Annotated in this window: 24 protein-coding genes and 4 pseudogenes; 11 read left to right on the forward strand and 17 right to left on the reverse strand. The window is 60.4% G+C overall.

Features of this window, described 5'->3' with window-relative positions; genetic code table 11:
- Positions 1-52: 52 nt before the first annotated feature.
- The 4 genes from SB772_RS20710 to SB772_RS20725 form a co-directional block, all read right to left on the reverse strand.
- Positions 53-2,656: a mechanosensitive ion channel family protein gene (locus SB772_RS20710; protein ID WP_410835073.1), complete on the reverse strand. Its 2,604-nt coding sequence runs from the start codon at positions 2,654-2,656 to the stop codon at positions 53-55.
- A 191-nt stretch (positions 2,657-2,847) separates the two neighbouring features.
- Complete coding sequence (locus SB772_RS20715; RefSeq protein WP_410835074.1) at positions 2,848-3,495, reverse strand: NAD(P)-dependent oxidoreductase; 648 nt, start codon at positions 3,493-3,495, stop codon at positions 2,848-2,850.
- Positions 3,496-3,639: 144 nt separating this feature from the next.
- Entirely contained in the window at positions 3,640-4,095 is a 456-nt protein-coding gene (locus tag SB772_RS20720) for an Rrf2 family transcriptional regulator (protein ID WP_410835075.1), read from the reverse strand.
- 98 nt (positions 4,096-4,193) lie between these two features.
- On the reverse strand, positions 4,194-4,670 hold the full coding sequence (locus SB772_RS20725) for a hypothetical protein (protein ID WP_410835076.1): 477 nt from the start codon (positions 4,668-4,670) through the stop codon (positions 4,194-4,196).
- Positions 4,671-4,936: 266 nt separating this feature from the next.
- Here SB772_RS20725 and SB772_RS20730 point away from each other — a divergent pair, with 266 nt between their 5' ends.
- Complete coding sequence (locus SB772_RS20730) at positions 4,937-5,518, forward strand: DJ-1/PfpI family protein (RefSeq protein ID WP_410835077.1); 582 nt, start codon at positions 4,937-4,939, stop codon at positions 5,516-5,518.
- Positions 5,519-5,646: 128 nt separating this feature from the next.
- Positions 5,647-5,973, forward strand: coding sequence for a hypothetical protein (locus SB772_RS20735; protein ID WP_410835078.1), 327 nt, complete (start codon positions 5,647-5,649; stop codon positions 5,971-5,973).
- Here SB772_RS20735 and SB772_RS20740 read toward each other — a convergent pair.
- Positions 5,960-7,717, reverse strand: coding sequence for a sensor histidine kinase (locus SB772_RS20740; protein ID WP_410835079.1), 1,758 nt, complete (start codon positions 7,715-7,717; stop codon positions 5,960-5,962). The two genes, SB772_RS20735 and SB772_RS20740, sit on opposite strands and share 14 nt — an antisense overlap.
- A gap of 83 nt (positions 7,718-7,800) precedes the next feature.
- Here SB772_RS20740 and SB772_RS20745 point away from each other — a divergent pair.
- Both SB772_RS20745 and crcB read left to right on the forward strand, forming a co-directional pair.
- A pseudogene (locus tag SB772_RS20745) lies at positions 7,801-7,929 on the forward strand (ammonium transporter); the annotation flags it as partial.
- Between the two features lie 246 nt (positions 7,930-8,175).
- Positions 8,176-8,556, forward strand: coding sequence for a fluoride efflux transporter CrcB (crcB, locus tag SB772_RS20750; RefSeq protein WP_410835080.1), 381 nt, complete (start codon positions 8,176-8,178; stop codon positions 8,554-8,556).
- 429 nt (positions 8,557-8,985) lie between these two features.
- On the opposite strand, the pseudogene SB772_RS20755 reads toward crcB, so the two are convergent.
- Positions 8,986-9,299 (reverse strand): annotated as a pseudogene (locus SB772_RS20755) (LysR family transcriptional regulator); the annotation flags it as partial.
- 143 nt (positions 9,300-9,442) lie between these two features.
- On the opposite strand from SB772_RS20755, the gene SB772_RS20760 reads away from it, so the two are divergent.
- A complete protein-coding gene (locus SB772_RS20760) occupies positions 9,443-9,637 on the forward strand; it encodes a hypothetical protein (protein WP_410835081.1) in 195 nt (64 codons plus the stop codon).
- Positions 9,638-9,922: 285 nt separating this feature from the next.
- On the forward strand, positions 9,923-10,615 hold the full coding sequence (locus SB772_RS20765) for a GntR family transcriptional regulator (protein ID WP_410835082.1): 693 nt from the start codon (positions 9,923-9,925) through the stop codon (positions 10,613-10,615).
- An 88-nt stretch (positions 10,616-10,703) separates the two neighbouring features.
- Here SB772_RS20765 and SB772_RS20770 read toward each other — a convergent pair whose 3' ends face one another.
- Complete coding sequence (locus tag SB772_RS20770; protein WP_410835083.1) at positions 10,704-12,011, reverse strand: MFS transporter; 1,308 nt, start codon at positions 12,009-12,011, stop codon at positions 10,704-10,706.
- Between the two features lie 121 nt (positions 12,012-12,132).
- Entirely contained in the window at positions 12,133-12,978 is an 846-nt protein-coding gene (locus tag SB772_RS20775; protein WP_410835084.1) for a class II aldolase/adducin family protein, read from the reverse strand.
- Between the two features lie 183 nt (positions 12,979-13,161).
- Here SB772_RS20775 and SB772_RS20780 point away from each other — a divergent pair, with 183 nt between their 5' ends.
- The gene (locus SB772_RS20780; protein WP_410835085.1) at positions 13,162-14,055 is read left to right on the forward strand and encodes a LysR substrate-binding domain-containing protein; all 894 of its coding nucleotides are present in this window, start codon (positions 13,162-13,164) and stop codon (positions 14,053-14,055) included.
- 177 nt (positions 14,056-14,232) lie between these two features.
- On the opposite strand, the pseudogene SB772_RS20785 reads toward SB772_RS20780, so the two are convergent.
- The 3 genes and pseudogenes from SB772_RS20785 to SB772_RS20795 all read right to left on the reverse strand — a co-directional run.
- A pseudogene (locus tag SB772_RS20785) lies at positions 14,233-14,310 on the reverse strand (winged helix-turn-helix transcriptional regulator); the annotation flags it as partial.
- Positions 14,311-14,369: 59 nt separating this feature from the next.
- A complete protein-coding gene (locus tag SB772_RS20790; protein WP_410835086.1) occupies positions 14,370-15,380 on the reverse strand; it encodes a PDR/VanB family oxidoreductase in 1,011 nt (336 codons plus the stop codon).
- A 95-nt stretch (positions 15,381-15,475) separates the two neighbouring features.
- Positions 15,476-17,020: a Rieske 2Fe-2S domain-containing protein gene (locus SB772_RS20795; protein ID WP_410835087.1), complete on the reverse strand. Its 1,545-nt coding sequence runs from the start codon at positions 17,018-17,020 to the stop codon at positions 15,476-15,478.
- Positions 17,021-17,436: 416 nt separating this feature from the next.
- Here SB772_RS20795 and phaP point away from each other — a divergent pair, with 416 nt between their 5' ends.
- The 3 genes from phaP (at position 17,437) to SB772_RS20810 (ending at position 19,096) form a co-directional block, all read left to right on the forward strand.
- Positions 17,437-17,931, forward strand: coding sequence for a TIGR01841 family phasin (phaP, locus tag SB772_RS20800; protein ID WP_410835088.1), 495 nt, complete (start codon positions 17,437-17,439; stop codon positions 17,929-17,931).
- Positions 17,932-18,226: 295 nt separating this feature from the next.
- Entirely contained in the window at positions 18,227-18,754 is a 528-nt protein-coding gene (locus SB772_RS20805) for a hypothetical protein (RefSeq protein WP_410835089.1), read from the forward strand.
- Positions 18,755-18,877: 123 nt separating this feature from the next.
- On the forward strand, positions 18,878-19,096 hold the full coding sequence (locus SB772_RS20810; RefSeq protein ID WP_410835090.1) for a hypothetical protein: 219 nt from the start codon (positions 18,878-18,880) through the stop codon (positions 19,094-19,096).
- A 617-nt stretch (positions 19,097-19,713) separates the two neighbouring features.
- On the opposite strand, the gene SB772_RS20815 is transcribed toward SB772_RS20810, so the two are convergent.
- From SB772_RS20815 to SB772_RS20840, 6 genes and pseudogenes are all read right to left on the reverse strand, one after another.
- Positions 19,714-21,294, reverse strand: a complete 1,581-nt coding sequence (locus SB772_RS20815) for a cation:proton antiporter (RefSeq protein ID WP_410835123.1) — start codon at positions 21,292-21,294, stop codon at positions 19,714-19,716.
- Between the two features lie 201 nt (positions 21,295-21,495).
- Positions 21,496-21,786: pseudogene (locus tag SB772_RS20820) on the reverse strand (alginate export family protein); the annotation flags it as partial.
- Positions 21,782-21,988, reverse strand: a complete 207-nt coding sequence (locus SB772_RS20825) for a hypothetical protein (protein WP_410835091.1) — start codon at positions 21,986-21,988, stop codon at positions 21,782-21,784. The gene SB772_RS20825 and the pseudogene SB772_RS20820, both read right to left, overlap by 5 nt.
- Before the next feature lie 26 nt (positions 21,989-22,014).
- Positions 22,015-22,470: a DoxX family protein gene (locus SB772_RS20830; RefSeq protein WP_410835092.1), complete on the reverse strand. Its 456-nt coding sequence runs from the start codon at positions 22,468-22,470 to the stop codon at positions 22,015-22,017.
- Entirely contained in the window at positions 22,449-24,338 is a 1,890-nt protein-coding gene (locus tag SB772_RS20835) for an amidohydrolase (RefSeq protein WP_410835093.1), read from the reverse strand. Before SB772_RS20835 ends, SB772_RS20830 begins: the two co-directional genes overlap by 22 nt.
- Positions 24,335-24,625, reverse strand: a complete 291-nt coding sequence (locus SB772_RS20840) for a XapX domain-containing protein (protein ID WP_410835094.1) — start codon at positions 24,623-24,625, stop codon at positions 24,335-24,337. Before SB772_RS20840 ends, SB772_RS20835 begins: the two co-directional genes overlap by 4 nt.
- Before the next feature lie 464 nt (positions 24,626-25,089).
- Between SB772_RS20840 and SB772_RS20845 the strand changes: the two genes are divergently transcribed.
- Positions 25,090-25,779 (forward strand): hydrolase, encoded by a 690-nt coding sequence (locus tag SB772_RS20845; protein WP_410835095.1) that lies wholly within the window; start codon positions 25,090-25,092, stop codon positions 25,777-25,779.
- Positions 25,780-25,795: the final 16 nt, after the last annotated feature.

Here is a 25,795-nt window from a genome sequence, read left to right on the forward strand (position 1 = left end):
GGCGATGCGGGGTGAGGCCTTGACCTTCGCCGATGACCCGCTCGTCATTCAGTCAGCTTTTGCCGCCTGCTTCGCCTGCTGTGGGTATTTGCGGCGGAATCGGCGCGGTCTGTCCAGTTGGCGGCGGCGCAGGACGCGGTTCGTGCGAGACATCGCGCACCACCGCGGCAGGCGCATGAACGGCCCGTCCGGATGAGGCCGTATCAGCGCGCGCATGGGCGTGGCCATGCACGCCGAACCCGGGAAGGTCGTCGTCCGGCAGCGCTTGCCCTTCGTTATCCTTCGACGATGTGTACACACGCATCTGCGGCACGGGAATCTCGATGCCGGCTTCGTCCATCTTGCGTTTGAGCCGCAGATTGAAGGCCCGCGCCACGCTCCATTGCTGCAACGGCCGCGTCTTTATCTGCCCTTTCACGACCATCCAGTTCGGATCGAAACGATCCAGTCCCCACACCTCGATCGGCCCGAGCATTTCGCGCCGGTGACGGAAGTCGGCCATCAGATCGGCGCCGACTTCACGGATCAGTTGCGTGATCTGATCGACGTCGGTCGAGAACCCCATCCGCACTTCGAACACCGCGTAGGCGAAATCGCGCGACAGGTTCTTCACGATCTTGATCTGCGAGAACGGGATCGCGTGAATCGCGCCCTGCCCGTCGCGCAGCCGCACGGTACGGATCGACAGATGCTCGACGGTGCCCGCGTGGCCGCCGTCGACGTCGATCCAGTCGCCGACTGAAATCGTGTCTTCGATGATGATGAAGAGGCCCGTGATCAGGTCGGTCACGAGCGATTGCGCGCCGAAACCGATCGCCAGGCCGATCACGCCCGCGCCTGCCAGCAGCGGCGTCACGTTGATGCCGAGGTTGGCCGCGGTGACGATCCCGGCGATCGTCATGATCGACACCAGCAGCACGTTGCGCACCAGCGGCAACATCGTGCGCGCGCGCATGCTCGGATTACGCGACTTGTTGCGCAGGCTGCCCGGGTTGAGCGCTTCAGTAATCGCCGTGTCGACCAGAATCCACAACAGCCACGCAATGAACACCGTCGCGATGATCGCCGTCACAGCGTGGGCAATGCCGCGCGCCGCGACGTTTTTCTCGACCACGGCCGCGAGCGACACACCCCACAAACGCGCCGCCAGTTCGAAGCAAAACAGCCAGATGAAGAGCGTCAGCAATGTGCCGGAAAAGCGCAGCAAGCGCGTCAGATACGGCGAGCGGCGGCGTGCGCGCGGACTGCGCGGGCGCGTCATGCGCAGCACGATGGCCGACAGAAAAAAGGCCAGCACCAGCAACAGCGCGGTCACCAGAGAAATCTGCAGCACGTTTTCGCTGCTGCCCGAGCCGCCGAGCGTGGCCACCACCGAGGCCGTCGCGAGTACCAGCACCGGCACGTGCCATAGCGAAGCGAGCACTTCGAACGCGTCGGTCGCGGCCCTGTGATCGTTGCGCTGCTCGTAGGTCCGGTTGCGAATCAGATGCGCGACCGGGCGGCGGAACGCCACCGCGAAATACGCGGTCAGCACGGCGGCCGTCATGTTGGCCACGGTCGAAATCAGGGCGGCAAGGTTCGTTCCGAGTTGATGCGCGACGTCGTAATTCACGGCCGCATCGCCGAGCGCGCCGCACACGCCGACCACGAATAGCAGGCGCCGCGCGCGATCGATCAGCAGATGCACCGCGACCCGCCGATGCCCCGAGCCGAACAGCGAAAACATGATCAGACAGATCGCCGAGAACACCGCGCCCGCGACGATCGCATAGGCGACGACCATGCCTAGCGTGCGGCCGAGCGCATCGGGCATCGCGTGCACGAACAGGAGCGCCGCGAGAAACGCGACGATCCAGGGACCCACGCGGCGCAGCGCGAAAATCAGCAACTCGCGCGTGGTGGGGTTCGGCTTGAGTCCCATGACGATGCCGAAGCGCCGGTACAAGCGGTGTTGCAGATAGATCAGGGCGCCGGCGCAGGCGCCCCAGCCGGCCAGCATCGCGAACATCGACAACACGATGTGGCCGAGGCTCTCCTGCCCCTGGCCCGAAATGATCGTATACAACTCGTTGCCGGCCGCATTGAAGCGTCCGCCCCAGTACTGCACGGGCGAGCGGCCCTGATGCACGCCGGATTCGAACGACGCGATGCCCGACGCGATCGCGCCCAGCAAGCCGGGACTCGGTTGCGCGGACGCCGGCGGTGCGACGTTCTGCGAGACGTCGCGCAGCTTCTTGAGTTGCGCGACGAGCGCGGTGCGCTGACGATCGTTGTCGAGCGTGGCGATCACGCTGTCGAGCGAGCGTGCCAGTTCCGCCTGGCTGGCGGGCGACGGCGCGGAGGCCGCCTCTGCCGCCGAAGCGCTGGAGGCGGCGGTCGTCGCCGTCGCGCTATTGATCAGGCTCTGCAACGCCGGAATGACCGGGGTGCTGCCGGCAGCCTGCGCGTTGGCGGGCATCCATCCCAGGCACAGCAGCAGCGCGAGGCAAACAATGGCCGGCCATGCGCCGAGCCACACCGCCACGCGCGCGCGAACGCCGCGGCGAGCGTCGTCCCGGGCAGGACCAAAAGGAAAATGAAAGGCGGCGCGAGTCGCCGGTTGCCCGCCGTTGAACGGCGTAGCCCCGGACTCACGCCGCAACGGGCATGACTGCATGGCGATCCGTAAGAAAACGGGAGACGCCAGTGTAGCCGCAGTTGCATCGCAAGCGACCGAACATGCGTAACCGAATGTTAGGACGCTTGCGCATGCCCGGAATGTGAGGCCGGGCTGGTTCTCCCTCTGCGTGCGACGCGCCGGCTGTCACACGCGTGCAGGGCGCATGCGTGATAGCCGTCCCACTATGCTCAATAAGCCACCGTCGCGATCTGACGAATGAAACGGCCCTGTTCCAGTTCATCGACGAAGGCGATCGCGAAGTCTTCCGCGGAAATGCGGCTGTTGCCTTCGGCGTCGGCCAGCAACGTGTTCGTGCCGGTGCGGAACTTGCCGGTGCGCTCACCCGGTGCGATCAGCGCGGCGGGGGCAAAGAAGGTCCAGTCAAGGTCGGCCACGCTGCGGTAATAGTTGAACGCGTCACGGTGCGCGAGCGCGACCGCCTTGTAGGCTTCGGGAAAACCGTCCGTATCGACCAGTTGCTTGCCCGGCGCGACTTCGAGCGAGCCCGCGCCGCCCACCACCACGAGGCGCTTCAGACCGGCGGCGCGCACGCCTTCGACCAGCGCGTGGGTCGCTTTCGTAAGCGCCGCAACATCGCCGTGCGGCGGCGCGTAAGCGCTTGCCGCCACGTCGTGACCGCGCATCGCGGCGCCGACGCTGGCGGCGTCGAGCAGATCCGCCTTGGCGGCCTTCAGATTCGCCACGTCGGCGGGCACGCGCTCCGGATTACGCGCCAGCGCCGTCACCTGATGGCCGCGCCGGGCGGCCTCTGCTGCAATCCGCGAACCAATCATGCCGGTGGCGCCAAACAATGCGATTTTCAACTGCTTGCTCATTTCAATGCTCCTGTCATTAGCCTATATGTAACCATGTCAATTACATATAATGCGGAAAAAAGAGGGGCCACGGCCCCGTCCATTATCAGGCGCGAGTGTCTTGACTATTCGACACGCACCCTCTCGTACAGCATCTCTATCGCGTCACCCGTGCGGGCGCCGCTTGCGTTCGCGCGCCCGTTCGGCACGCACTATGTCTGCGGTGGCATCGGCAAGCGTGCGTGCGCCAAGCGATGCCTCCATTGCCTGCTGTGCTTCGTCGATGATGTCGCGCAGCACAACCTGAATATGACGCCCGACCATGCACGCCGGATTCGGCTCCTCACGATGCAGCGCGAACAATTGCGCGTCGTCCACCGCACGGTACACCTCGAGCAAGGTGATGTCTTCCGGCGCCCGAGCCAGCAGCGCGCCGCCGCCCGCGCCAAGCTGCGATCTGGTGAGGCCCGCTTCGGCCAGCATGGTCAGCAGACGCCGGATCAGCGCGGGATTCGTATTCACGCTGCCCGCGATCATCTCCGACGATAGCGGCACGCCTTCCTGCAACGACAGCAGCGCGAGCACGTGCACCGCAAACGCAAACCGGCTACTCGTATTCACAGCAAACCTGCCTGGCAACGACAATGTGTAACCATGGTAATTACATTTAATCCGCTTGTCAAACCGTCCTCAAACCGTCGAACGGGCTCGCCGGCGTGTTACTTGTCCATCTGCTTTTGCGCATCGCTGGAATCGCTCGAAGCCGACGAAGCAGTCGAAGCGGTCGCCGACGACGCCGTATTCTGCGCCGACCATTCCTGCAGCTTTCGCCCTGCCGTCTCCAGCCCCTGACCGGTCAGCGAAGCAGCCTTGCCGAGTTGCACGTTGGCCGCGCTCGCCGCGCCTTGCAGATTGGCTTGCGCGCTTGAAGCGAGCGATGCCGGATCGATCTTGACCGACGGCGCGGAGGCCGAGTCGAGGTTCTGCCGCGCGGCGGCCTTGGTCGCGTCGACTTGCTGGCCGACATAGCTGGCCGCCTGATCGAGCTTCTGACCGGCAGCTTGCGCGGCGTCGTCGAGCTTGCCGGCGACCTGCCCTGCCGACGCATCATTCTTCTGACAAGCAGCCAGGCCGCTCAACGCGAGAACGACAAAAGCGGCACGACGCAGCAACGGCGAACGAATAGATGAAATCATGTTTGAGTATGAGCCGCGTCAAGCGGCTTCTGCATGCGAAAACGCGCCAATGATACGCCGTTGCGCTGCACGGTCTCCGCGGCGAGCACACGAAAGCCCGCGCAAGCGCCTCGTGGCGAAGGCTTGCGCCATCCGACAGGTCAATTGCAAGAGCCGTCGCACTGGCCGCCGCACGATCCGTCGCGGTTTTGTCAAACGCGTTGGAGTAGACTGCCTGAACGTAAATACGCGTTCAATGTGTTCCGTCGATCAATTGGAGGCATACGATGGCAGCAAAGAAGATCCTGTTCCTGACCGGCGACTTCGCCGAGGATTACGAAACGATGGTGCCGTTTCAGGCACTGCAGGCGGTCGGCCATGTAGTCGACGCGGTGTGTCCGAACAAGAAGGCAGGCGATCGCATCAAGACCGCGATCCATGATTTTGAAGGCGACCAGACCTACACTGAAAAGCCGGGGCATCAATTCACGCTCAATGCTTCCTTCGACGACGCCGACGCCCGCCAGTACGACGCGCTAGCGATCGCCGGCGGCCGCGCGCCGGAGTATTTGCGGCTCAACCATAAGGTGATCGAACTCGTGCGGCAATTCGCCGAAGCGGGCAAGCCGATCGCGGCGATCTGTCATGCCGCACAGTTGCTGGCCGCCGCCGACGTGATCCGCGGCAAGCGCATTTCCGCCTACCCGGCTTGCGCGCCCGAAGTGAAACTGGCCGGCGGCGAATACGCCGACATCCCGGTCGACGCGGCGATCACCGACGCCAATTTCGTCACCGCGCCCGCATGGCCCGCTCATCCGGAGTGGCTGCGTCAATTCCTCGTGCTGCTCGGCACCCGCATCGAACTTTGATCCCGGGGCGGGCGCCTTGTCCTCGCGACAACGTGCGCTCGCTAATCCCATCAGCATTTGAGACTAGTCCGATAGTTTGCAGCGGAAGGCTCTCCTACAGTCGCCGGTTGACTTGGGAGCCTTTTTCGATGGAACTGACTGATTGGATTGTCATTCTCGCCGTCACGCTGATGGCAATTGCTTTTTTCTGCGCGCGCTCGCGGGCCGACTGGTCGCGGGAAAACCGCGCGCGCCGTCTTGCCGGCACGCGTCTGCTGCTGCAAGCCGCGTGCTCGCTGTGGGCGGCGCTGCTGATCCTCGCGCACGGCCTGTTCGCGCTCGAGGGCCTGCCCGGCCTGCGCCCGGCGCCGCTGGAGGCGCTCACGGGCGTCGTTATCCTCGCCTGCTTCAGTTGCTACTGGTCGATTCGCGCAAGCAAGCTGCTCAAACCGCGCCGTTTATTTACCGCGTACTGACGCTCTGCGCCGCATCGGCGGCGCGCGCAGCAGCGCTGCCGCCGCCCGCTGGATCGCGACCATCACGACCATCACGCATCTCCCGCGCATCGCGCACTTCATTAAGACCACCCGCTTCGAGCGTGGCCTGCGCCGCCTCGGCGGCCAGGTGCGCCGCCCGCGCCTCGGCCTCGGGCAATGACAGATAAAAGGTCGTCCCCTCGGCTTCTTTCGACTCCGCCCACACGCGCCCGCCGTGCCGCTCCACCACGCGCCGTACCAGCGCGAGGCCGATCCCCTCGCCCGCTGCCACATTGCCATGCAGCCGCTGAAACGCGTTAAAAAGCCGCGGCAACGCGACGGCCGGAATGCCCAGACCGTTGTCCCGCACATAGAAAATCCGTAGCGAGTGCACGCCCGGCGGTGCCGGCGTCGTGCCGATCTCGATGCTGCCTTCGCGCGACGGGTCCAGATAATTGACCGCATTGCCGATCAGATTCGCGAACACCTGCTCGAGCGCGGTCGGGTCCCCCCACACCGCCGGCAATTCATCGACGATGACGCGGGCGCGGCGCGCCCGGATCGACGCCTGCATCGCATCGACCACGCGAGGCACGATGTCACGCACCTCGACCTTCTGCTGCCGGTACTCGACACGGCCGACGCGCGAGAGCCGCAGCAGCGCGTCGATGATGTGCGATGCGCGCAGCACGGCCGTCTGCAAGTAGTACAGCGCTTCGCCGATATCCTCGTCGACCACCCGTTCGATGCGCTGCCGGGTCTCGACCGTGAGCGACGACTCGCGCACCGCCGAGCGCAACTCGTCGCAGGCGCGAATCAGTTCTTTAGAAAATCCCTGCAGATTCACCAGCGGCGCGCGCAGGTCGTGCGACACGCTGTAAATGAACATTTCGTTTTCCTGGGTCTGCTGCCGCAAGGTCTCGTTGATGCGCGCAAGCTCACCGGCGCGGCGCGTCAGATCGGACTGAAAGCGCGCCTGGAAACGCTCGGCTTCGAGTAAACGCCGACTGGTTTCGTGCAAGGTCAGATCGAGCCGGGCAATCTCGTCGGTGCCTGGGCCGAGCGGCGCGAGCGGCTCATTTCCCGCAAGGCGCCCGGCGTTGTCGGACAGCAGCGCGAGACGGCCGCGCACGCCGCGCGTAAAGAGCCAGACCGCGAGCGCGACGAACAGCAAGGAGCCGAACACCGCGGCGACCACCAGCATCTGCTGACGTTCGCGCGCGGCGTCGGCGGCATTCGAACGCTCCGTGTCGAGGCGTCGCGCTTCGGTCTGGAACGCCACCACCTGCTGGCGGAAACGATCGAGCACGTCGGCCGTCGCGAGATCGTGGAACCGCTCGACGACATCGCGCCGCCGCCCAGAACGCAGCATGTCCTGCATGCGGTCCGACCACTGGCGATACGCCTGCACAGCCTGGCGCATCTGAACCACGCGCTCGACTTGCGCCGGGTTGTCGGCAACCAGCTCGGCCAGTTGATCGATGCGCCGGTCGACGTCCACCCACAGCGTGACAGGCGTGGCGAAGCGGGTATCGCCGGCAAGCACCGCACCGCGCAGACGCACCGATTCGCCGAGCACCGGTTCGAGAATCGCGGTGGTCTTGCGCAGCACTTCTTCGCTATGGATGGCCCATTGCTCCGCTTGCGTCGCATCCGCCTGCGCCTTGACCAGTCCGGACAGGAGCGCCAGTTCGAGGAGGGCCGGAATCGCGATCAGCAGCAAGCCTTTGGTAGTCAGTCTCATGCGTGCGCATTGGAGTTCGGTGGCCCGGCAGCTGACGCGCGGGGGGACGGCACATTATGTCGGCGTTTTGACGCGAAGACAAAGGCAGAGCGCGATACGGCGCGATTCGCCTGACGGTGGGCTTGCGGCTCGACCAGGAAGACGAATACAACGGCGCGGACCTGTCGATCCACAAGATTTCGGCGACGCCGGAGCGCGAAAGCGTCGGCTGATTATCGATATCGCCTGCGCGACACGGCGCGCCGTCGCTGCAGCGGGCGCGGTGCCGATGATAGACTTGCGCGCCGGAGCGGCTTCGTCGCCAGCAGCTCGACTGCTTCCCGACTGCCTGGAGGCCGGCAACGCACCGGCAGCGGGTCGACCACGCTCCGCTTCGCCCCGGCTGACCGCGGACGCGGCGGCCGGCGCGCGCGACCCATTCCGACGACCATTCGACACTGCTGCCAGACCTTATCGATATGTATCTGTCCATTCTCGCGGTTGGCATCGGCGGCGCGCTCGGCTCGCTGTTCCGCTGGTTTCTCGGCATCCGTCTGAACGGCATATTTGCCGGTTTGCCGCTCGGCACCTTCGCCGCCAACGTGATTGCGGGCTACGTCATCGGCGTCGCCATCGCGGGATTCGCGCGGGCGCCGCAGATCGCGCCGGAATGGCGGCTCTTTGTCATTACCGGCCTGATGGGCGGACTGTCGACCTTTTCGACCTTTTCAGCGGAAGTCGTGCAGCGCTTGCAGGACGGCCGGCTTGGCTGGGCCGCCGGCGAGATCGTCATTCACGTGGGGGCGTCGCTGGTCATGACCGTGCTCGGGATTGCGACGGTCGCGCTGCTGGCGCGCTGAAGCGCCCCACGCGCAGCGCAAGCAGCAACGCGATCGCGTTGTCCGCAACCGCGGGCGTGCCCGCGCCAGCGCTAGCGCTAGCGTGAAACGATGCGATTTCTGCAGCTGCCGCGCGGCTATATGCGCCGCCAAATACCGAAGGATTAAAAAATGACAACAAAGTTCGCGTCGAACATCTTCCCTCACCCCCGATCGACTGGTTGACGCATATAGCTGCCGTAGCAATCAAAGCCTGGCGGAAAATCTGGCCCCCAAAAACACGGGTTCTTCCCGAGACGCAAAGTTTGAGGCAACGGCGCCTGTAGCGCGTTTGCCGCCGCTCAAAAATATGGTTCCAGAGTGGCCTATGCCGCACTGCACCACTACCGCTTGCCGCTCTACATCAGGCGACCGCCCTTGGAAAATAGCACCCCAAAAAACCAACGCCTGGAACGGGTCGACGTTAACACGAAGCTTTCCCTGCACAACGTTCGCTGAACCCGACGCCGCTGAAGCCGCCTCCTCGATGCCCGTCAGATGCGGGCCAACCGCGTCATATAGACGTCTCCCTTCGTCGGTCAGCGTCTGCGAGCGTGTCGTACGGTCAAGCAGCCTCACGCCTACCGCTTCTCGAGGCGTGAAACAGCACGGCTAACGCCCGATGGCGACAATCCGAGAGCGTCTGCTGCGCGCACGAAACTGCCGCTCTCCGCGACTGCGGCGAGCACAGTGATGCCAGAAAACAGCCGACCATCAAATGTCATATTCCCTCCAATGCCAGTCTCATTCAGATAGGTTAATCACGAGTGATTTGAACAGTACGTACTTTATTCAACAATCAAAAAATGAGAAATTGTCCGCCTGAACGCTGCGGCGGCTTGCGCTGCGGACCTGAACCAGCCTGGGAGTGCATGCACTTGCGTGGCTTCTGGAACAGAACGGAGTGGCCGTTATTCCCAAGGCTCAACGCCGCGAAAGTCAGAAAGCCAATCTCGACGCGCTGGCGGTGAAACTCGACGATGATGACCGGCACGCCATTGCGATGTTGCCGAAGGACCACCGCTTCGTAACTCCGCCGTTCGCGCCGGAATGGGACGCGTAACGAATGCCTTCGCGTAGCAGGCAGTCCATCCGCTAGTTATCACCGCAGCGCCAGGGCGCAATCGATGATGATTCGTCGACGTCCGCTCAACCGGACTTCAGACCTCTCGTGAACGGCCGTCGATTGCGGCAATCAATTTCAAATCACGCGAAACACCCAGCATCTACAACGCCGTGAATCTGACTCGAACGTGAGGCCGGAAACGCACGCTTCGGGAAGTGACTTCCGTGTGCGCAATCAATGCTGGTAAGCTGACGGTATTCTGTATCCACAGTCAGCATCGCCATGCCAGCAAAACTCCTGAAGATTCAGGCCCGTACCGACTACGTAGACGAGGTCTACAGGGTCCTGGTAGACGCTATCAGCGAGGGCTCTATCGCCCCGGGCACCCGTATTGTCCAGGAGGAAATCGCGGAGCAGCTAGCTGTTTCACGGTCGCCCGTACTGCAAGCTTTCCGCATGTTGAAGAAAGACGGACTGGTGGAGGATGCGCCGGGCCGCGGGTTGCAGGTGACCCCTTTGAACGCAACGCGAATTGGGCATCTTTACGAACTTCGGGGGGCGCTCGACAGCTTGGCTGCGCGTCTGGCCGCGCGGCAGCGAGTAAAGATTGACAAGGCATTGGTCGCCAATGGTCGGAAGCTTTCGAAGGGCAACGACATTCGGGCCATGATTGAGGCCGATATGGCCTTTCACACTGCTATCTACGCCGCGTCCGGAAACCCTCTCATCGTCGAGAACGCGCGTCTGCACTGGTTGCATCTGAGACGTGTGATGGGAGCGGTTCACCAGGTAGCCGGTCAACGAAAGACCGTTTGGGACGAGCACGCCGCGATTGCCGATGCCATAGCCCAAGGTGACGAAGAACTGGCGGCGAAGCTCAGCGTTCAGCATACCGAGTTCGCAAGGGAGAATCTTGTTCGTCATATGAGTCAGGCAGTCGCTTCGGTCGACAGAAATCACCGTTCTGCACCATGATGCCAAGGGGTGTTGCCCCGACCGCCAAATAACCTTGCCGGCACAGGTACAGCTACCCGTGCCGGCAAAACTATTGCGATTCGTCCGCCTAGCGACGTCGACTATTGACGAGACTCGGAGGAACGAGGAGTACCAGCAGCCCTCCAATCAGCAGACTGGCTGAAAGTACAAGAACTCCGGCGCCAGCCGAGCCGGAAGCGTTCTTGATTACGCCAATCAGCGAGGGACTGACCACTCCCGAGATACTTCCGACCGAGTTTGCCAAGGCCAGTCCTGCGGCCGCGGCAGCTCCACTGAGGAATGCAGGCGGCAGGACCCAAAATTGCGAGATGGTCGTCATGACCCCCATGGTCCCAATCATCAAGGCAATCATCGCCAGCAAAGTCGAGTGGGCAAACCATACGCTCAACGCCAATCCAAACGCACCCGCGACGCCCGGGACAATCAAATGCCACCGACGCTCCCCCGTGCGGTCTGAATTCCGGCTCACGACAACCATGGCGATGGCACCGACGGCATACGGAATCGCAGTGAGCAAACCAACATTGAGCGGGTCCGAAACGCCGCTTGATTTTATCAAGGTCGGCAGCCAAAAACTGACCCCGTACAGGCCCATCGTGTAAAAGAAGTAGACTCCGCTGACGAGGAGAATCTTCGGATTCAACAAGCCGTCTTTGACAGAATGAAGGACATTTTCGGGTTCCTCCTCTTTCAGCTTCTCCTCGATGACAGACTTCTCTGATTCGGACAGCCAGTTTGCATCCTGCACCTTGTCATCAAGGAAAAAGAACGCGACCACACCGAGCAAAACCGTCGGAACGCCCTCAAGCAGAAAGAGCCACTGCCATCCTGCCATTCCATGAGCCCCAGCAAGCGCCGTCATCAGCCATCCGGAAAGGGGGCCGCCAATCACACCAGACATCGGGATGCCAGTCATGAAGAGTGCTGTGACTTTGGAGCGACGTGAGGACGGAAACCAATACGTGAGGTACAGAACAATTGCTGGGAAAAAACCGGCCTCCGCCACCCCGAGAAGAAAGCGCATGGTGTAAAACATCGCCGGCGTTTTCACGAACATCATGCCGGCAGAAATTAAACCCCACGTGACCATGATGCGCGCAATCCAGCGACGCGGACCAACGCGCATGAGCATCAGATTGCTCGGAACCTCGAAGATAAGGTAGCCGATGAAGAACACGCTTGCGCCGAATCCGTAGATGGCTTCGTTAAAGCCAAGGTCATTCAGCATCTGTAGCTTGGCGAATGCTACGTTTATTCGGTCGAGATATGCGGAGAGATAGCAGAGGAACAGGAAGGGAATCAATCGCCACGCTGCCTTGGCGAACGCCGACGACTCACTAGCTTCCAGATATGCGACCGGACTATGGGAACTCATTTTGTTGTCTCCTGAGGGGCCTTCTGTTAGAGGCGGGTGCTATTTGTGCTTTTCTCCGCCTCAGCTAACTCACGGCAATGCCGGGCTTGACACCGCCGAAAGCTGGGGCACGCTAACCGGGTTAGTCGAACATGTCGGGCTGAGTAGCGACGAGGTCATTCCAGATAGTCTGGAAGTGCAACCAACCGATGTAGTCGCTGCCGACGTGTTCGCGGCTGTAGCGAGCGCGCTCCGGCGTTACTTCCTTCGGCGTGACGCCAGTCGCTTCAATCATGAGTTGTTGCTGGCAGCAACGTTCGAGTGCGATAAACCAGAAGGCGGCCGAGTCGATGCTGTGACGGCTTGCCGTGAGCAGACCGTGGTTCTGGTGAATTGCAGCTTTCGCGCCGGCAAAGGCGTTTGCAACCTTGTTGCCGCCTTTCACTTCGACAGCAACCTTGCCGGCCTCGTCGCCGATGACGACGTGGTCTTCGAAGAAAGCAGCCGCATCCTGCGAGATGGGCGCAAGCGGCTTTCCGAGTGCGGCGAATGCAGTTCCAAACACGGTATGCGCGTGGCACATAGCGACGATGTCCTGATGCTGTTCGTGCACGGCAGCGTGGAGCACGAAGCCTGCACGGTTGATGGCATACTGGCCCTCGACGACATTTCCCTTGTGGTCAGCGCAGATGAGGTTCGAAACTTTGACCTGCGCGAAATGCACGGCCATCGGATTGGTCCAATACAGGTTCGGATTTTCCGGGTCACGAACAGTAAGGTGGCCAGCAAAGCCGTAATCGAAGCCCTGCAATGCGAACGCGCGGCACGCGGCGACAAGATGCTCCTTCAGATACTGCCGGTGCTCCGCGGCGGTCTTGAACGTCGGCAACTCAGGAAAAATCAGACCTTCCTGTTCGGGTTGGTAGATTGAAACCTTGCCGGTCTTCACAATCAATTCGACCTTCGGTTCCGCGACTACTGTATCCATGGCTAGCTCCTTAAATTCGATGTAAATGGGGAGAATATGAAGCCTGTTTTGTTAGCTCCAAGGCAACCGTTGCTTCACCCTTATCAGCAGGGCTGATGTCAGTCATGGTCTTACGTGCGAGCGAGGTTGACAAACAATGACTGTTCATACAAACATGAATGAGGTTCATACATCGGGGCATGCATGAGACGTATTCCTAACTTCGTACTACTTCGCGCGTTTGAAGCGACTGCACGGCTCCAGAGCTTTACGCTGGCCGCACAAGAGCTCCACCTGACGCAGTCGGCAATCAGTCACCAGGTCCGCGAGCTGGAGGAATACTTCGGCCGCCCACTACTTGTCCGCCACAATCGACGCGTTGAAACGACCTTAGAGGGCGCACGTCTTCAGCAGAGCCTTGGACGCGTCTTCGACGTGATAGAAGCAGCATGCAATGAGGTAAGCCTTGCACCGACTGCGCAAGTGCTCGCAGTCCACAGTGCGCCGAGCTTTGCAGCCAAGTGGTTAGGTCCTCGACTGCCTCAGTTCATGCACGACAATCCTGACGTGACTATCAGGCTCTCTTCGGGAGCCGCTCCCATCGACTTGACCCGTGCCCGAGAAGTCGATGTTGCGATTTCCTACGGGTCAGCAGCGCAGCGGCCAGGGGTCATCACCGTAGCCATGGGCGCCGAAAGAGTTGCGCCGATGTGTTCTCCGACGTTACTGCGTGCCGGCACGCACGTTCGCGAACTGATAAATGAAGTCACGCTCATTGACTCACAGCTAAGTAGCATCACGTGGTCCGACTGGTTCGCACATAACGGCATGACACTTCCCAACCGACCGCGACCATCTTTTGACCGCGCCGCCCTGGTCTTATCGGCAGCGGTCGACGGAATGGGAGTCGCGCTCGAAACCACTCGACTCGCTGAGCGGGAATTGTCACGGGGAGACCTGGTGATATTGGGCGACGACGAATTCATCCCCATGAGTCGCGAAACTCACTTTCTTTCGTATCGAGCGGACGACGGCAATACGGACAAGGTCAGGCGCTTTCGAGACTGGCTCTACGCGGCAGTCGGACTTGAGACGTAGAGGTCTGGTAAATCTCGCTCATCACGCGGTGTAACAGTGTCTTGTAGCCACCCGTAGAGCACATTGGCGTCATGCAGAAATTTCGTCTGCCTGACGCACCGTCTCCAGCGGGGGCTGGGCGCACGGCCCAGAACAATCCTGATTTCATCGACCAGATGCCGATGCGCCCGGCGCATGTAGCCGTAGGGCCTGCAGAACGGGCGACCGCGAGACCGAAAGCTGCTCGGCAATTTCCTCTTGCGTCAGGCGAGTTCCAGAAAAGGACCGCCGCTACATGTTTGGCGGCCCGGATTAATGCGATGCGACGGCGTCACTCACAGTTCGAGCACCAGCGTTTTACTTACTGGCCGTGACACGCACGTAGTGAGGTACTCCTGCCGCTCTTCTTCGCTGAGGATAAAGTCGTTGTGCTCGACATCACCATCCCGGTAACGGACCTTGCAGGTCGCGCACAAGCCGGCGCAGCACGACGTCGGGACGTCGACACCGGCGGCATTGAGCGTTTCGGCAAGGTTCTGGTCCGCTCCGACATGCACGACCTGTCCCGAGCTGGCGATGGTCACGTTGCACCCATCCGCGGATTCCGCGCTTGCGGCCACACGCTTCGGCTGCTCGGGCGCCTTGAAGTGCTCGAAATGCACCGTGCCCTTCGGCCAGTGGCTGGCCGCGTCTGCACATGCCTTCATGAAGCCGGACGGCCCGCAGTAATAGATATGCGTTCCCGGCGAGGGCTGCGCGAGCAGCTTCGCCAGGTCTAGCTGGTTACTCTTTTCGCCGTCGTCGAAGTGATAGTGCAACTTGCCAGCGCACCGCATGTCACAGAGTTCTTCGCTGAACGCTGCTGCTTCGCGACTGCGAGCGCAGTAATGCATTTCGAAATCAACGTTATGTGCTTCAAGCTCGTGTGCCATCGCCTTGAGCGGCGTTACACCGATGCCGCCGGCGATGAGAATGACTTTCTTCGCATTGCCGTCCAGCGCAAAGTGGTTGCGCGGCTTGCTGATGGTGACGACGTCGCCTGCTGCAACGTCGTCATGCATGGAGCGCGAACCGCCGCGGCCAGCTTCATCCTTCAGGACCGCAATGACGTAGCGGTGACGCTCGGCCGGCGGGTTGCATAGCGAATACTGGCGAATCACACCGTTCTTCAGGTGGATGTCAATGTGCGACCCCGCTTCAAAAGGCGGCAGTTTCACGCCTTCCGGGCTAGTCAGCTCATAGGAGTTGATGCCTCTCCCTTCGTACCGTACCTGCTTCACGCGTACATCCAGCGTGCCGGCTTCGATATCCTGAATGGCCTCTTCCGTTTCCAGTGAGGTTTCCATCGTTATCTCCCTTCCTCGCTGGTAGCCTGCCATTCGACAACGGAGCGGCCGACCCAGCTGGTATTTACGCAATCACGTAAAGACGGCGCATGGTCTCAGCGCTTCAGAGACTGCTCGAGTTCGTCAAACTTGTCGCGGACGAATTCAGCGCGTATATCGCCTTTGAGGTTTTCGCTTTCGGTGAGAATTGCGACGACAGTCTTGAGGACTTTCCGACGGCGGGCAATCTCATCCTCGACAGTCTCGCCTTCGGCAATCTCGAACACGTTGCCGGAGCAATAGCTGTTGGGTGCGCCACCGAGTTCGCGGAACCACTCGGCGAAACCTTGTGCGGATGCTGCCGCATTCGTGCCGCGTACCGCGTCACGCAACATCCTGCGGAACTGGTAGAGGCCTGCATCGAACTTGGTGGGGTTTTCGAGCGAATGGATAGCGATGGGTCGCTGGCTGATGATGGCTTCGTAGTCGCCCGGCGCGTATTGCGCTTCCTTATAGTTCGCGCGCCCCCGGTGATTCTGCGGGATGGGCGGCAGGTCTTCCAGCTTGTACTTGCCGAAGCGCTCAGGGCGGCGCATCGCGACCTGCCCTTCCAGAAAATCGATGGACTCGTAGCCGACCAGCTCTTTATTGCCGATACCTCGCGTGTCTATGCCCGGGCCCATAACGCGCCAGCCAATCATCTTGCTGTTTTCGTCGTCAACCGGAACCGTCCAGCGGATGATGTGGAACCGGCTGAAAAGCTTCTTCTTCGAGCCGTCCTCGGATGTGTAAGCATGCAGGCTGAGGTTCGGCAGCACCTGATGCTGGACGCGGACAAAAAGCTTGTCCTTGTCGACTCGACGAGCGCCGGCGCAAGCGAGACTACGACCGCTCTGCACCGGGACAAAATTCATGTCAGGCGCGACTTCCATCGATGCGGCGCCGACTTCGTCGAACGTCGTGCCTTGATAGTGTCCATCTACGACGTTCTTGCCGGCATGCAAGGCCGTCGGGTGATAGTTGTCGGCGGCATTGTCCTGGACCTGCAGCCAGTTACAGTGCTGGAAGTTGCTGTACGGAACCAGTTCATCGCCCTCCGCCACCGTGAAGTCGCCTTCCCATTCGGGAAATGGCGGTTCGTCGTCCGGGGGACCCATATATGCGAAAACGAGACCGTTGCGTTCGACCGCCTTGTACGCGCCCTGGCGAATCGAGCAGGCGAACTTCTCGGCTTCCTTCTCCTCGCCCTTCGGGAAAGGGACGTGCAGGCACGTGCCATCGACGTCGAAAACCATGCCGTGGTAGCAGCACATGATGCCGTGTTCCTGGATGGCACCATATTCGAGCGACGCGCCGCGGTGCACGCAGTGGGCATGCAGCACACCCACACGGCCGCTCTTATCCCGAAACGCCACGAGCTCTTCGTTCAAAATTTTGAGAAAACGCGGCGTATCGGTTAGCTCGATGGACATGCACACCGGATGCCAAAAGCGGCGCATGAATTCCCCCATAGGAGTGCCCGGCCCGGTTTCGGTCAGTTCGGCGTCGTGCTCGGGCACCTTGTTCGTGAAGTACCCGCCGAAAGGAATTAGCTTCCTTGTGACCAGGGCGGAGCCACCCGTGCGCTTTTGCTCATCCATCTTGTCTGACTTGACGCTCATGTCTGGTTTCCTCCAGTGATTAATCGGGATGCTCGGTCGGGCTTGAATTCCGAACTCCGATTTTTGGGTTCCGAACTCTGTATCCAGAGGATAGAGCCAGAAATCGGTCTTGTCTTGCTAGGGTTAACGCCATGCGCATGAGCCGCGAGGGCGGATGGCGCACAGCCAGCACCCGTTGCGATATAAGGGGCAGTCAAGATGGGATTGGTCTTCAGTCGTACCCGTAAGGCGTCTCGATACATCCGTCGATGGATGTGCAGCAAAAGCAGTTAGCCGTCTCGCGCCGAAACTGTTTGACTTCCTGAGGTCGACCCGTACAATGGACTCATGGTGCAGCGCAGCATTTAACTTTCGCACATCTTGGCGCGTATCCGGTTTCACTCGTAGCCCTTGCCGCCTTACCTTACGGAGCAGTGATGAGCACTCTTACCCCTCAGCAGTTGATTGCCGCCCAGCAAGCCAACCTGGACGCATTTTTTGGCGTCGCGAACAAGGCATTTGGAGGTTTCGAAAAGCTGGTCGCGTTGAATTTGCAGGTTAGCAAGGCGGCTCTTGCCGAAAGCCAGGAAATCGTGACCAAAGCCATTTCGGCCGGCAATCCGGGCGAGCTGCTCGCATTGCAAGCAAGCCTCTCCCAGCCTGCTGCGGAAAAGGTAGTCGCGTACGGTCGCAGCGTTTACGAAATCGTGTCCCAAGTTCAAAGCGAGATTTCGGCCGCCGCGACAGCGCAGGGCGAGCAATTGCAGCGAGATACTCAAGGGTTCGTCGAAACCCTCAAAAAGAACGCGCCTGCAGGAAGTGAATCGGCTATAGCTGCGTGGAACTCAGTCTTCTCCGCAGCGAACGCGACCTACGAATCGGCCAACAAGGCTGCAAAGCAGTTCGTCGCTACGGTGTCCACCGTCCAGTAAGACTGCTGCTCCCGTTGCGCTAATGTGTCTGCAAATGCGAACTTTGGTTCGCATTTGTCCTTCCGGCATTGGATGTACTGAGAAGCGACGAATGTTGACCGTGACTCGAGTTGTTTGAAACGTTGTCGCGCCGCAAAATGGCGATGCCATCTCGCCGATAGTGACAGCACTGCCGCTTCTTCCAATCAGAATACGTCGACCTTTCGGTCATGACACGCCGGATATGAAGCGACCGGACAAGACGTTGCGCCCAAACAGCGTGTCAACCCAAGGAATGAATCAGCGGACAAACTGCATGGACGACCGATTTGACAGACGAGAACTGTTGCTGCACCTTGGCGACATGCTCGACGCCCTGAGCTGCTTGGCCAGGACAAGCGAACCAGGCGCGTTGGTGACGCAGCTCGCGCAGGGAAACGATTCTTTGCAGAATTTCGAGTTCCTCCGGGCACTGTCGCCCGATGTGACGGTGGCAGCGTTCAGCCAAGGCGTTGCTAGTGCGTTCTGCATGTGGCCAAGGGAGCTGCTTGAGGCGGAGCTCAATCGCGACGCCTTGGCGTCAAGCGTTCAGCGCCATCTTTTCAGCCGCAATGTTGACGGCTGGAACGCGTATATCAGCTACGTCCAGAAGCAAGTGACGTGGTTCGGCACGGGACTCTCGGGTATCGAAGAGGACTCGGTGGTCAAACCGTCGCACGATGCCGAAGATGAAGCTTGGTCGCTTGAGGCGCCGCTTTTGGCGAAGCCGGCCGCGGCTTTGGATGTCGCGGTCCGCAACGAGAAGAGAGGGTGGCCTTGGCCCGAACCGAGGTCCACGTCGTAACGCGACGGTTCAGGGCCGGACCTGAAGGATGAAAGGTACCTGGCCGGCACTACCAGGTATGTTTCCGGTCCTGACGCGGACCCATGCACCTTCCGTCGACTCGTATGTTGAGGTCGTGCGCTGATGGAATCGGGAAGCTACAAGGGATACCGCATCTTCGGTCACGCCATACTTCAGCAGGAGGACATTCTTTCGCCTGAGCGATACGCAGGCAGCGGGACCATCACCCGCGACACAAAGATGGTTGAAGCCTCGGGGGTAGTCGGTGTTTTCGATACGGAAGAAGAGGCTCAGTTCGCGGGACTAGGCTGGGCACGCGCCTGGGTCGATAACCACGGCTAGTACCTGGCAACGTCGGCCCTCGGCAATCTAAGCAGGGGCGACTAGCCGGAGCCAGAGCAACGCGAGAAGTGGCTTCGACAGATTTGGCCATCGTCTATCACTGAGTAAATACGCCGTCGATGCAGTGCACGTCGGTGCACACGCTCCGCGATTGCCTCCGCGGGGTGGAATTGTTCGGGTGAGAGTTTCTCTGTGCTCAGCAAGGCCTGCTGCTACGCGAAGATATGGGCGACAGCGAGGGCAGACATGCCCGAGCTTGGTGAAAGAAGAATGTCTAAGGGTAAGCGCTTCCTGGAACTTGGATAAAAGGCTGGCGGTCTTGCGGTCTCCGGCAATCGCACGCGTAATGTTAGGCACCGGTGTAGGGTATGTTCGGCTCGCGTCAATCATGAGCATATGCGGGCGCTCACCCGTGCCTGCGGGTCCGTTGGCAAGGGGGAATCCGCTCGCAGACCAGGTCGACATCCGGGGGGCGCAACGCCGATATTGGCATCCGAGCCCGCATCCGTGCCGTCGGAGGCGAGCCGCGAGCAAGCTCCGCGTCGTCGTCCGGTTTCGTTGCTTGCGGTAGCACCGGTAGTAGCAGCTGCACGGGCTGTGCGCGTGGCACGCTCCAGTCAGGGCTCCAGGAGGCGCAAGAGCCTCAGCTCTTCGAAGTCAAGTTCGGCTTCTATCCGATGCAGGACCGCATCGTCAATGCGCCCTGCCTCCTTGAGCTTCAACAGTTCCCGGCGCGACACGCTCACCATTTCCAGTTCAAGGCGTAGTTGTCGCGCTCTGACATTGACCTGCTCGGCTCCTTCGCGATGGGCTCGGTCATTATTGCTTACCCGAATCCTGTATTTGTCCACAAGCCGCTCAAGCGCAACATCCTCGGCCTCCTCGCGGGCGGCCTCTCGCGCTTCCAGCTCCTGCAGCGCCGCATTGAATGTTTTTGACCTCGCCTCCAGCTCAGACATCGTCTGGCGCCTCACCGGACGAATTCGAACGAGGCGAATCAAAAACGATAACGTCCCACCCTGGATGACCAGGGTGGAAATGATGAGCGCGAAGGAGCTGAAGACAATCAGGTCGCGCGCGGGAAAATCGTTGGGTAACGCAAGTGCGGCCACGAGGCTGACCACTCCGCGCATACCCGCCCACGCGAGAATCACAGACTCGCGGAGCGACCAGGCCCGAACCACCTTCGTCTTCTTGAACAGTTGCCCCGGAACGTACATCGCGACGCCGACCCATACCAGTCTCGCAACGAAGGTAGCGATGATGGTCGGGATGGCCATATTCAGGCCAGCGACCAGCAACGAATCTTCCTGCTGCATGCGGACCATGATGCCGCGCAGTGCAAGGCCGATAAGGATGAACACCAGAGAGTTAAGAATGAACTCGACTGCTTCCCATGTGGCCTTCGCCTTCAGACGCATGCTGGCGCCGAAAATCCGATGCTGGCAAATCCCCAATATTAGTCCGCACGTCACAACCGAGAGGACACCAGAACCGCCCAATTCCTCAGCTATGGCGTAGCTTGCCCACGCCATGATGAATGTCACCGTGATGCCGATAGCGACATCCTCAATCCTGGCTATCAACCAGGTCATCACCGTGCCACTCAGAGCTCCTACTGCGACTCCAATGGCGGTGAGCGCGAGAAAGAGATTGCCGCCTTTTGCCAGCGTAATGTTGGCCGTCGATGCGGACAGAATGGCTATCTGATAAAGCAGAAGACCCGACGCGTCGTTGACCAGGCTTTCACCCTCGAGCGTGGTCACCAACCTGCCCGGCAGCGGATTACGTTGAAGTATCGCCTTCGCAGCGACTGCGTCAGGCGGCGAGACAATGGCGCCCAATGCGAAGCATGCGCTCCACGGCAACGAAGGGTTAACAGCGTGCACGACGGCCGCGACGACGACCGTGGTGAACATCACGGCCCCCAATGCCAGGGAAATGATGGCGCCGACCTCTCTTTGAAAGTCGTCCCACGCCGTATAAAACGCACTCGACATCAGGAGCGGCGGAAGGACCGCTGCAAGCACAAGACCGGGGTCGATTTCGGGCGAATGCCCGCCAAACAGGGCTGCGCAACACCCGCCGACCAGGAGCGCGAGCGCGGGAGGAAATGCCACACGGTCCGCGAGCCAGGTCAGAACGCACGCGCCCGCCATCAGCACTAGCAGGTAATGGAAAAACTGGACATTATCCATGGGCAATTTCGAGAGCACGAGCGCTGCCTTGACAGGCAGCGTAAAGCTTGTTTTTCTCTCGCATGATACGGTGTCCGAGGCTCGCCCGCTCGACGCTACCAGCCATACTTCAGCTCCAGCCCAACATAGTCCGAGTTGCTCCCGCCCAGCTCGCGGTTGAAATCTCCGACCCGGAAATGAACGGCCTGTTGCAGCGATTTTCCCCGTATATCGCAGGTCAAACACGTTGCGATGCTCATCGCCTTGCGCATCGAGGAACCGCGCGCCGTCACGGGTGTAAAGCGAATAATATCCAGATAGGTCTCCAGGCCCAACGCCCTGACGTTCGAAACGCACGCCGCTAAAGGTCAGTTGGCGATTCGACGTGCCGTCGAATGGCGAGATTTCGCGGTACTGAACAGGCTGCGTCACGTAGCCGATGAACCGCCACTTCTCGTACTCGTAGTCCGCCCATAGTGCATCGTATGCCTGCCGCACGTTTGGACCGTCACGACGTGGCGACGAAGCTGTCCGTGAACTTGTCAAAGTCCTCCGGTGCCACATACACGTGAGTGATGTCGTATTGCGTTCCAACAGAGAAGGACGCCGACTGCGGCGTACCGAGGTTCGCCTTTGCGAAAGAAATCGACGGGGCAACCGCAACGAGGCCAAAAGCAAGAGCAACGGCGACACCCAGAGATTGAACGTTACGCATGATAGTGAGTTTCCGATGCTGTTCTTTTAGACGCGAGAGCGTCGCTCACCGCTGGCCAGATAGGTGACCATTACGAAGGCGCCAATAAGCCCGAGGTGTTCGAAGAAGCTGTTCAACGCAATGAAGCGCGCCACACCGTCCAGACGCCAGAAGTTGTTCGCCACGAGCATCGCCACCACCGTCAATGCAGCCAGCCCTCCCGCTCCGAGCCAGGTGAACCTGTTGAAGATAACGCACAGGGAGCCGGCTATCTCCACGAAAACTGCCATTGCAGCCCAGAGCCGCCCCGGGTGGAGACCGACGTGCACCTGCTCAGCGACCGCAGCATCGAAATGCAACAACTTGGTGACGCCGCCAATGAGGTACGCTGAAACGAGACAGATGCGGACCAGTGGCATTACCCACGGTTGACGCAGTAGCGCCGCGACCCAGGATGGACTGTCCACCAATGGCCCCCGTTCTAGACCGCCCAGCACGCGCATCCCAGCGCTCCCCAAAAGCCCTTGTAGTCCGATGTCGGCGCATTGCTGAGCCAAGCGCGTCGATGGTCGTGTCCGTGTATGCCGCAAGCTCGCGCGCAGTCACATGCTGCGGACGCAACCTGTTGCAGCGGAGCACCGGACGCGTCGCCCTGCTTCCACGCGGCAAACCCGCCATACTTGCGCACTGGTGACCAGTCAGGCATCGCCGGAGGAGGCGGACAATCGTCCAGCAAGGCGAATTCGCCAGTCGCATACACAACCTTGCCTCCTACAACTGTAAGCAAGGACGACGTGCCAGCGATGTCATCCCCGGCGCAGGCAAAGAAGTCGCGGTCAGGGACGATAAGGTCCGCGAGCTGACCAACTGCAATCTGCCCTTTCTTGCCGACTTCATTCGAGAACCAGGTGACCTTCTCGGTCCACATGCGCAGGGCCGTCTCACGGTCCAGACAGTTGCGCTGGGGATAAATGCGCAGGCCGCCGACAGTCTTGCCGGTCACCAGCCACGACAGGGAGACCCACGGGTTGTAGGACGCAACTCGAGTCGCGTCGGTCCCCGCCGATGTGTGAATCCCCTTCTCGAGCATTCGCGAAACTGGAGGCGTGCCCTCAGCAGCTTTCTCACCATATCGCTCGACGAAATACTCGCCCTGGTACGCCATCCGATGCTGGACCGCAATCCCCCCACCGAGAGCAGCGATACGGTCCATCGACTTTTCTGTAATCGTTTCCGCGTGGTCGAAGAACCAGCTCAGGCCGGCAAGGGGTATATCGCGGTTTACCTTTTCGAACACGTCGAGCGCACGACTGATGGTCTCGTCGTACGTCGCATGCATGCGCCACGGCCAGCGATTCTCAACGAGCACGCGGATGACGCCTTCGAGGTCGCCTTCCATTTCCGGAGGCATGTCCGGGCGCGCCACCCTGAAGTCCTCGAAGTCCGCCGCGGAGAACGTGAGCATCTCGCCTGCACCGTTGTGCCGGAAGTAGTCGTTCCCGTCCTTATACTTCGACGTCTTCGTCCAGTTGAGGAAGTCTTCCTTCTCACCCTTGGGCTTTTGAGTGAACAGGTTGTAGGCCAGCCTGATGGTCAGCAGTCCCTCAGCGTCAAGCTTCTGGACGACCTCGTAGTCCTCGGGGAAGTTCTGAAAACCGCCACCGGCATCAATGGCTCCGGTGACGCCCAATCTATTCAGCTCGCGCATGAAATGCCGCGTCGAGTTCAGCTGATATTCGGGAGGAAGCTTTGGCCCCTTTGCCAACGTCGCATAAAGGATGGCCGCGTTGGGCTTCGCCAGGAGCAACCCTGTCGGATTGCCCGCGCTATCACGCACAATCTCGCCTCCAGGGGGCTCAGGCGTGTCCTTCGTGTAGCCCACCACTCGCAACGCCGCGGCGTTCAGCAGCGCGCGGTCGTAGAGGTGAAGCATAAAAACCGGTGTGTCTGGTGCTGCGGCGTTCAGCTCCTCGATGCTCGGCAAACGACGCTCGTCGAACTGGTGCTCCGTGAATCCACCGACGACACGTACCCATTGTGGCGGCGGCGTGATAGCAACCTGCGCCTTGAGCATCTCCATGGCAGTCGCCAGTGAGCGCACACCATCCCACCGAAGCTCCATGTTGAAATTCAGCCCGCCACGGATGATGTGAAGATGGTTGTCGATTAACCCCGGGACAGCTGAGCGTCCCTTCAGGTCGACGGTGCGCGTGCTATCGGACTTGAGTTGACTTATCTCGCTGTCGCCGCCGACGGCAATGAATTTACCGTCCTTGATAGCAACCGCAGTGGCAGTTGGCTTCGATTTATCTAATGTCGTGAACCGGCCATTAATAAGAATCAAGTCCGGCGTATCTTGATGAGACGTCATGAACGGTTCTCCTCAGACGATACTCCCGCGATGGGCCGAGGTCCTCCGGAGTTCCGGCCAGGCAAAGACCCAAACAGGTGTTGATTGCAATGCTCCTCCCTCCAGGCCACGCGAAAGTTGGCTCCGGAAAGCATCTTTTTTGCAACCGGGAAAATTTGTTCGCCCGCGAGTATGCCTAAAAGGCCCACCAGGGCGACGATAGGAGGCGCTGGTGACGGCACGCCAATCAAGCTATAGACCACGCCTACCAGGATTCCAGCCAGCAGCGAAAACACATACGCTTTCATCGACCAACCCTCCTCCAGTACGCCGCAAGCAACCTACACGTATTCGATGAACTGGCTTCGAAAAGTGTCGCCCCATCTTGCAACGACAGATGACGTGGCATCACAGTACGCGCACCAGCACGACGGATGCAATCCTCCGGGCAATACACATACTGACCGAAAACATAACGAAAAACCGGCTATTGAAGGACAACGAGTCCCTCGCAGCTTATGACTTTCCATCTCCAAAGAAAAGCATCTTATTGCATGGAACCCATAAATAAGTCCCTGGTATCGCCATCCCTAACTTCACATCCAGGCAATGTGGACTATGCTTCTCTGGGACCACGAGACGACATTGGTCATGTTTTTTCTCCAGCGAGAGACCCGTCGTTATTGGCTTCATTAGAGCAACGCGAGTGGCTCTTCCGGCGCTCAAATCTGGCGCGACGTTTTGTTAAAACCTCATACGAACGGATGGCATCATGAGCCAAGAGAAACTGGAAGTACTGACTCCGACCAACAGCCAAATCATCTTTATCGACCAACAGCCTCAGATGGCCTTTGGCGTCCAGTCAATCGACCGGCAAGTATTGAAGAACAACGTCGTAGGACTGGCGAAGGCGGCGAAGACATTCAACATCCCGACGATTATCACGACGGTCGAGAGCGAAAGCTTCTCCGGCTTCACGTACCCGGAGCTGCTCGACGTGTTCCCGGACCAGCCCACTCTCGAGCGAACCTCGATGAACTCGTGGGACGACCAGAAGGTCCGCGACGCACTCAAGAAACACGGCCGGAACAAGGTCGTCGTCGCCGGCCTGTGGACGGAGGTCTGCAACACGACGTTCGCTCTCTGCGCGATGCTCGAAGGCGGCTACGAAATCTACATGGTCGAAGACGCCTCGGGTGGCACGTCGCAGCACGGACATGACTATGCGATGCAGCGCATGATCCAGGCCGGCGTCGTGCCCGTGACGTGGCAACAGGTGATGCTCGAATGGCAGCGTGACTGGGCCCGCAAAGAAACCTATGACGACGTGATGAAAATCGTGAAGGAACATTCCGGCGGATACGGGATGGGCGTCGATTACGCCTACACCATGGTTCATAAGGCACCCCAGCGCACCGAAACGAAACACGAGTCTCTCGCCCCGGTCCCGGCGAAGACCTGACAGGGTGACGCATCCT

The sequence above is a fragment of the Paraburkholderia sp. SIMBA_030 genome (genome assembly GCF_046535245.1).
In the GTDB taxonomy this organism is placed as follows: Bacteria; Pseudomonadota; Gammaproteobacteria; order Burkholderiales; family Burkholderiaceae; genus Paraburkholderia.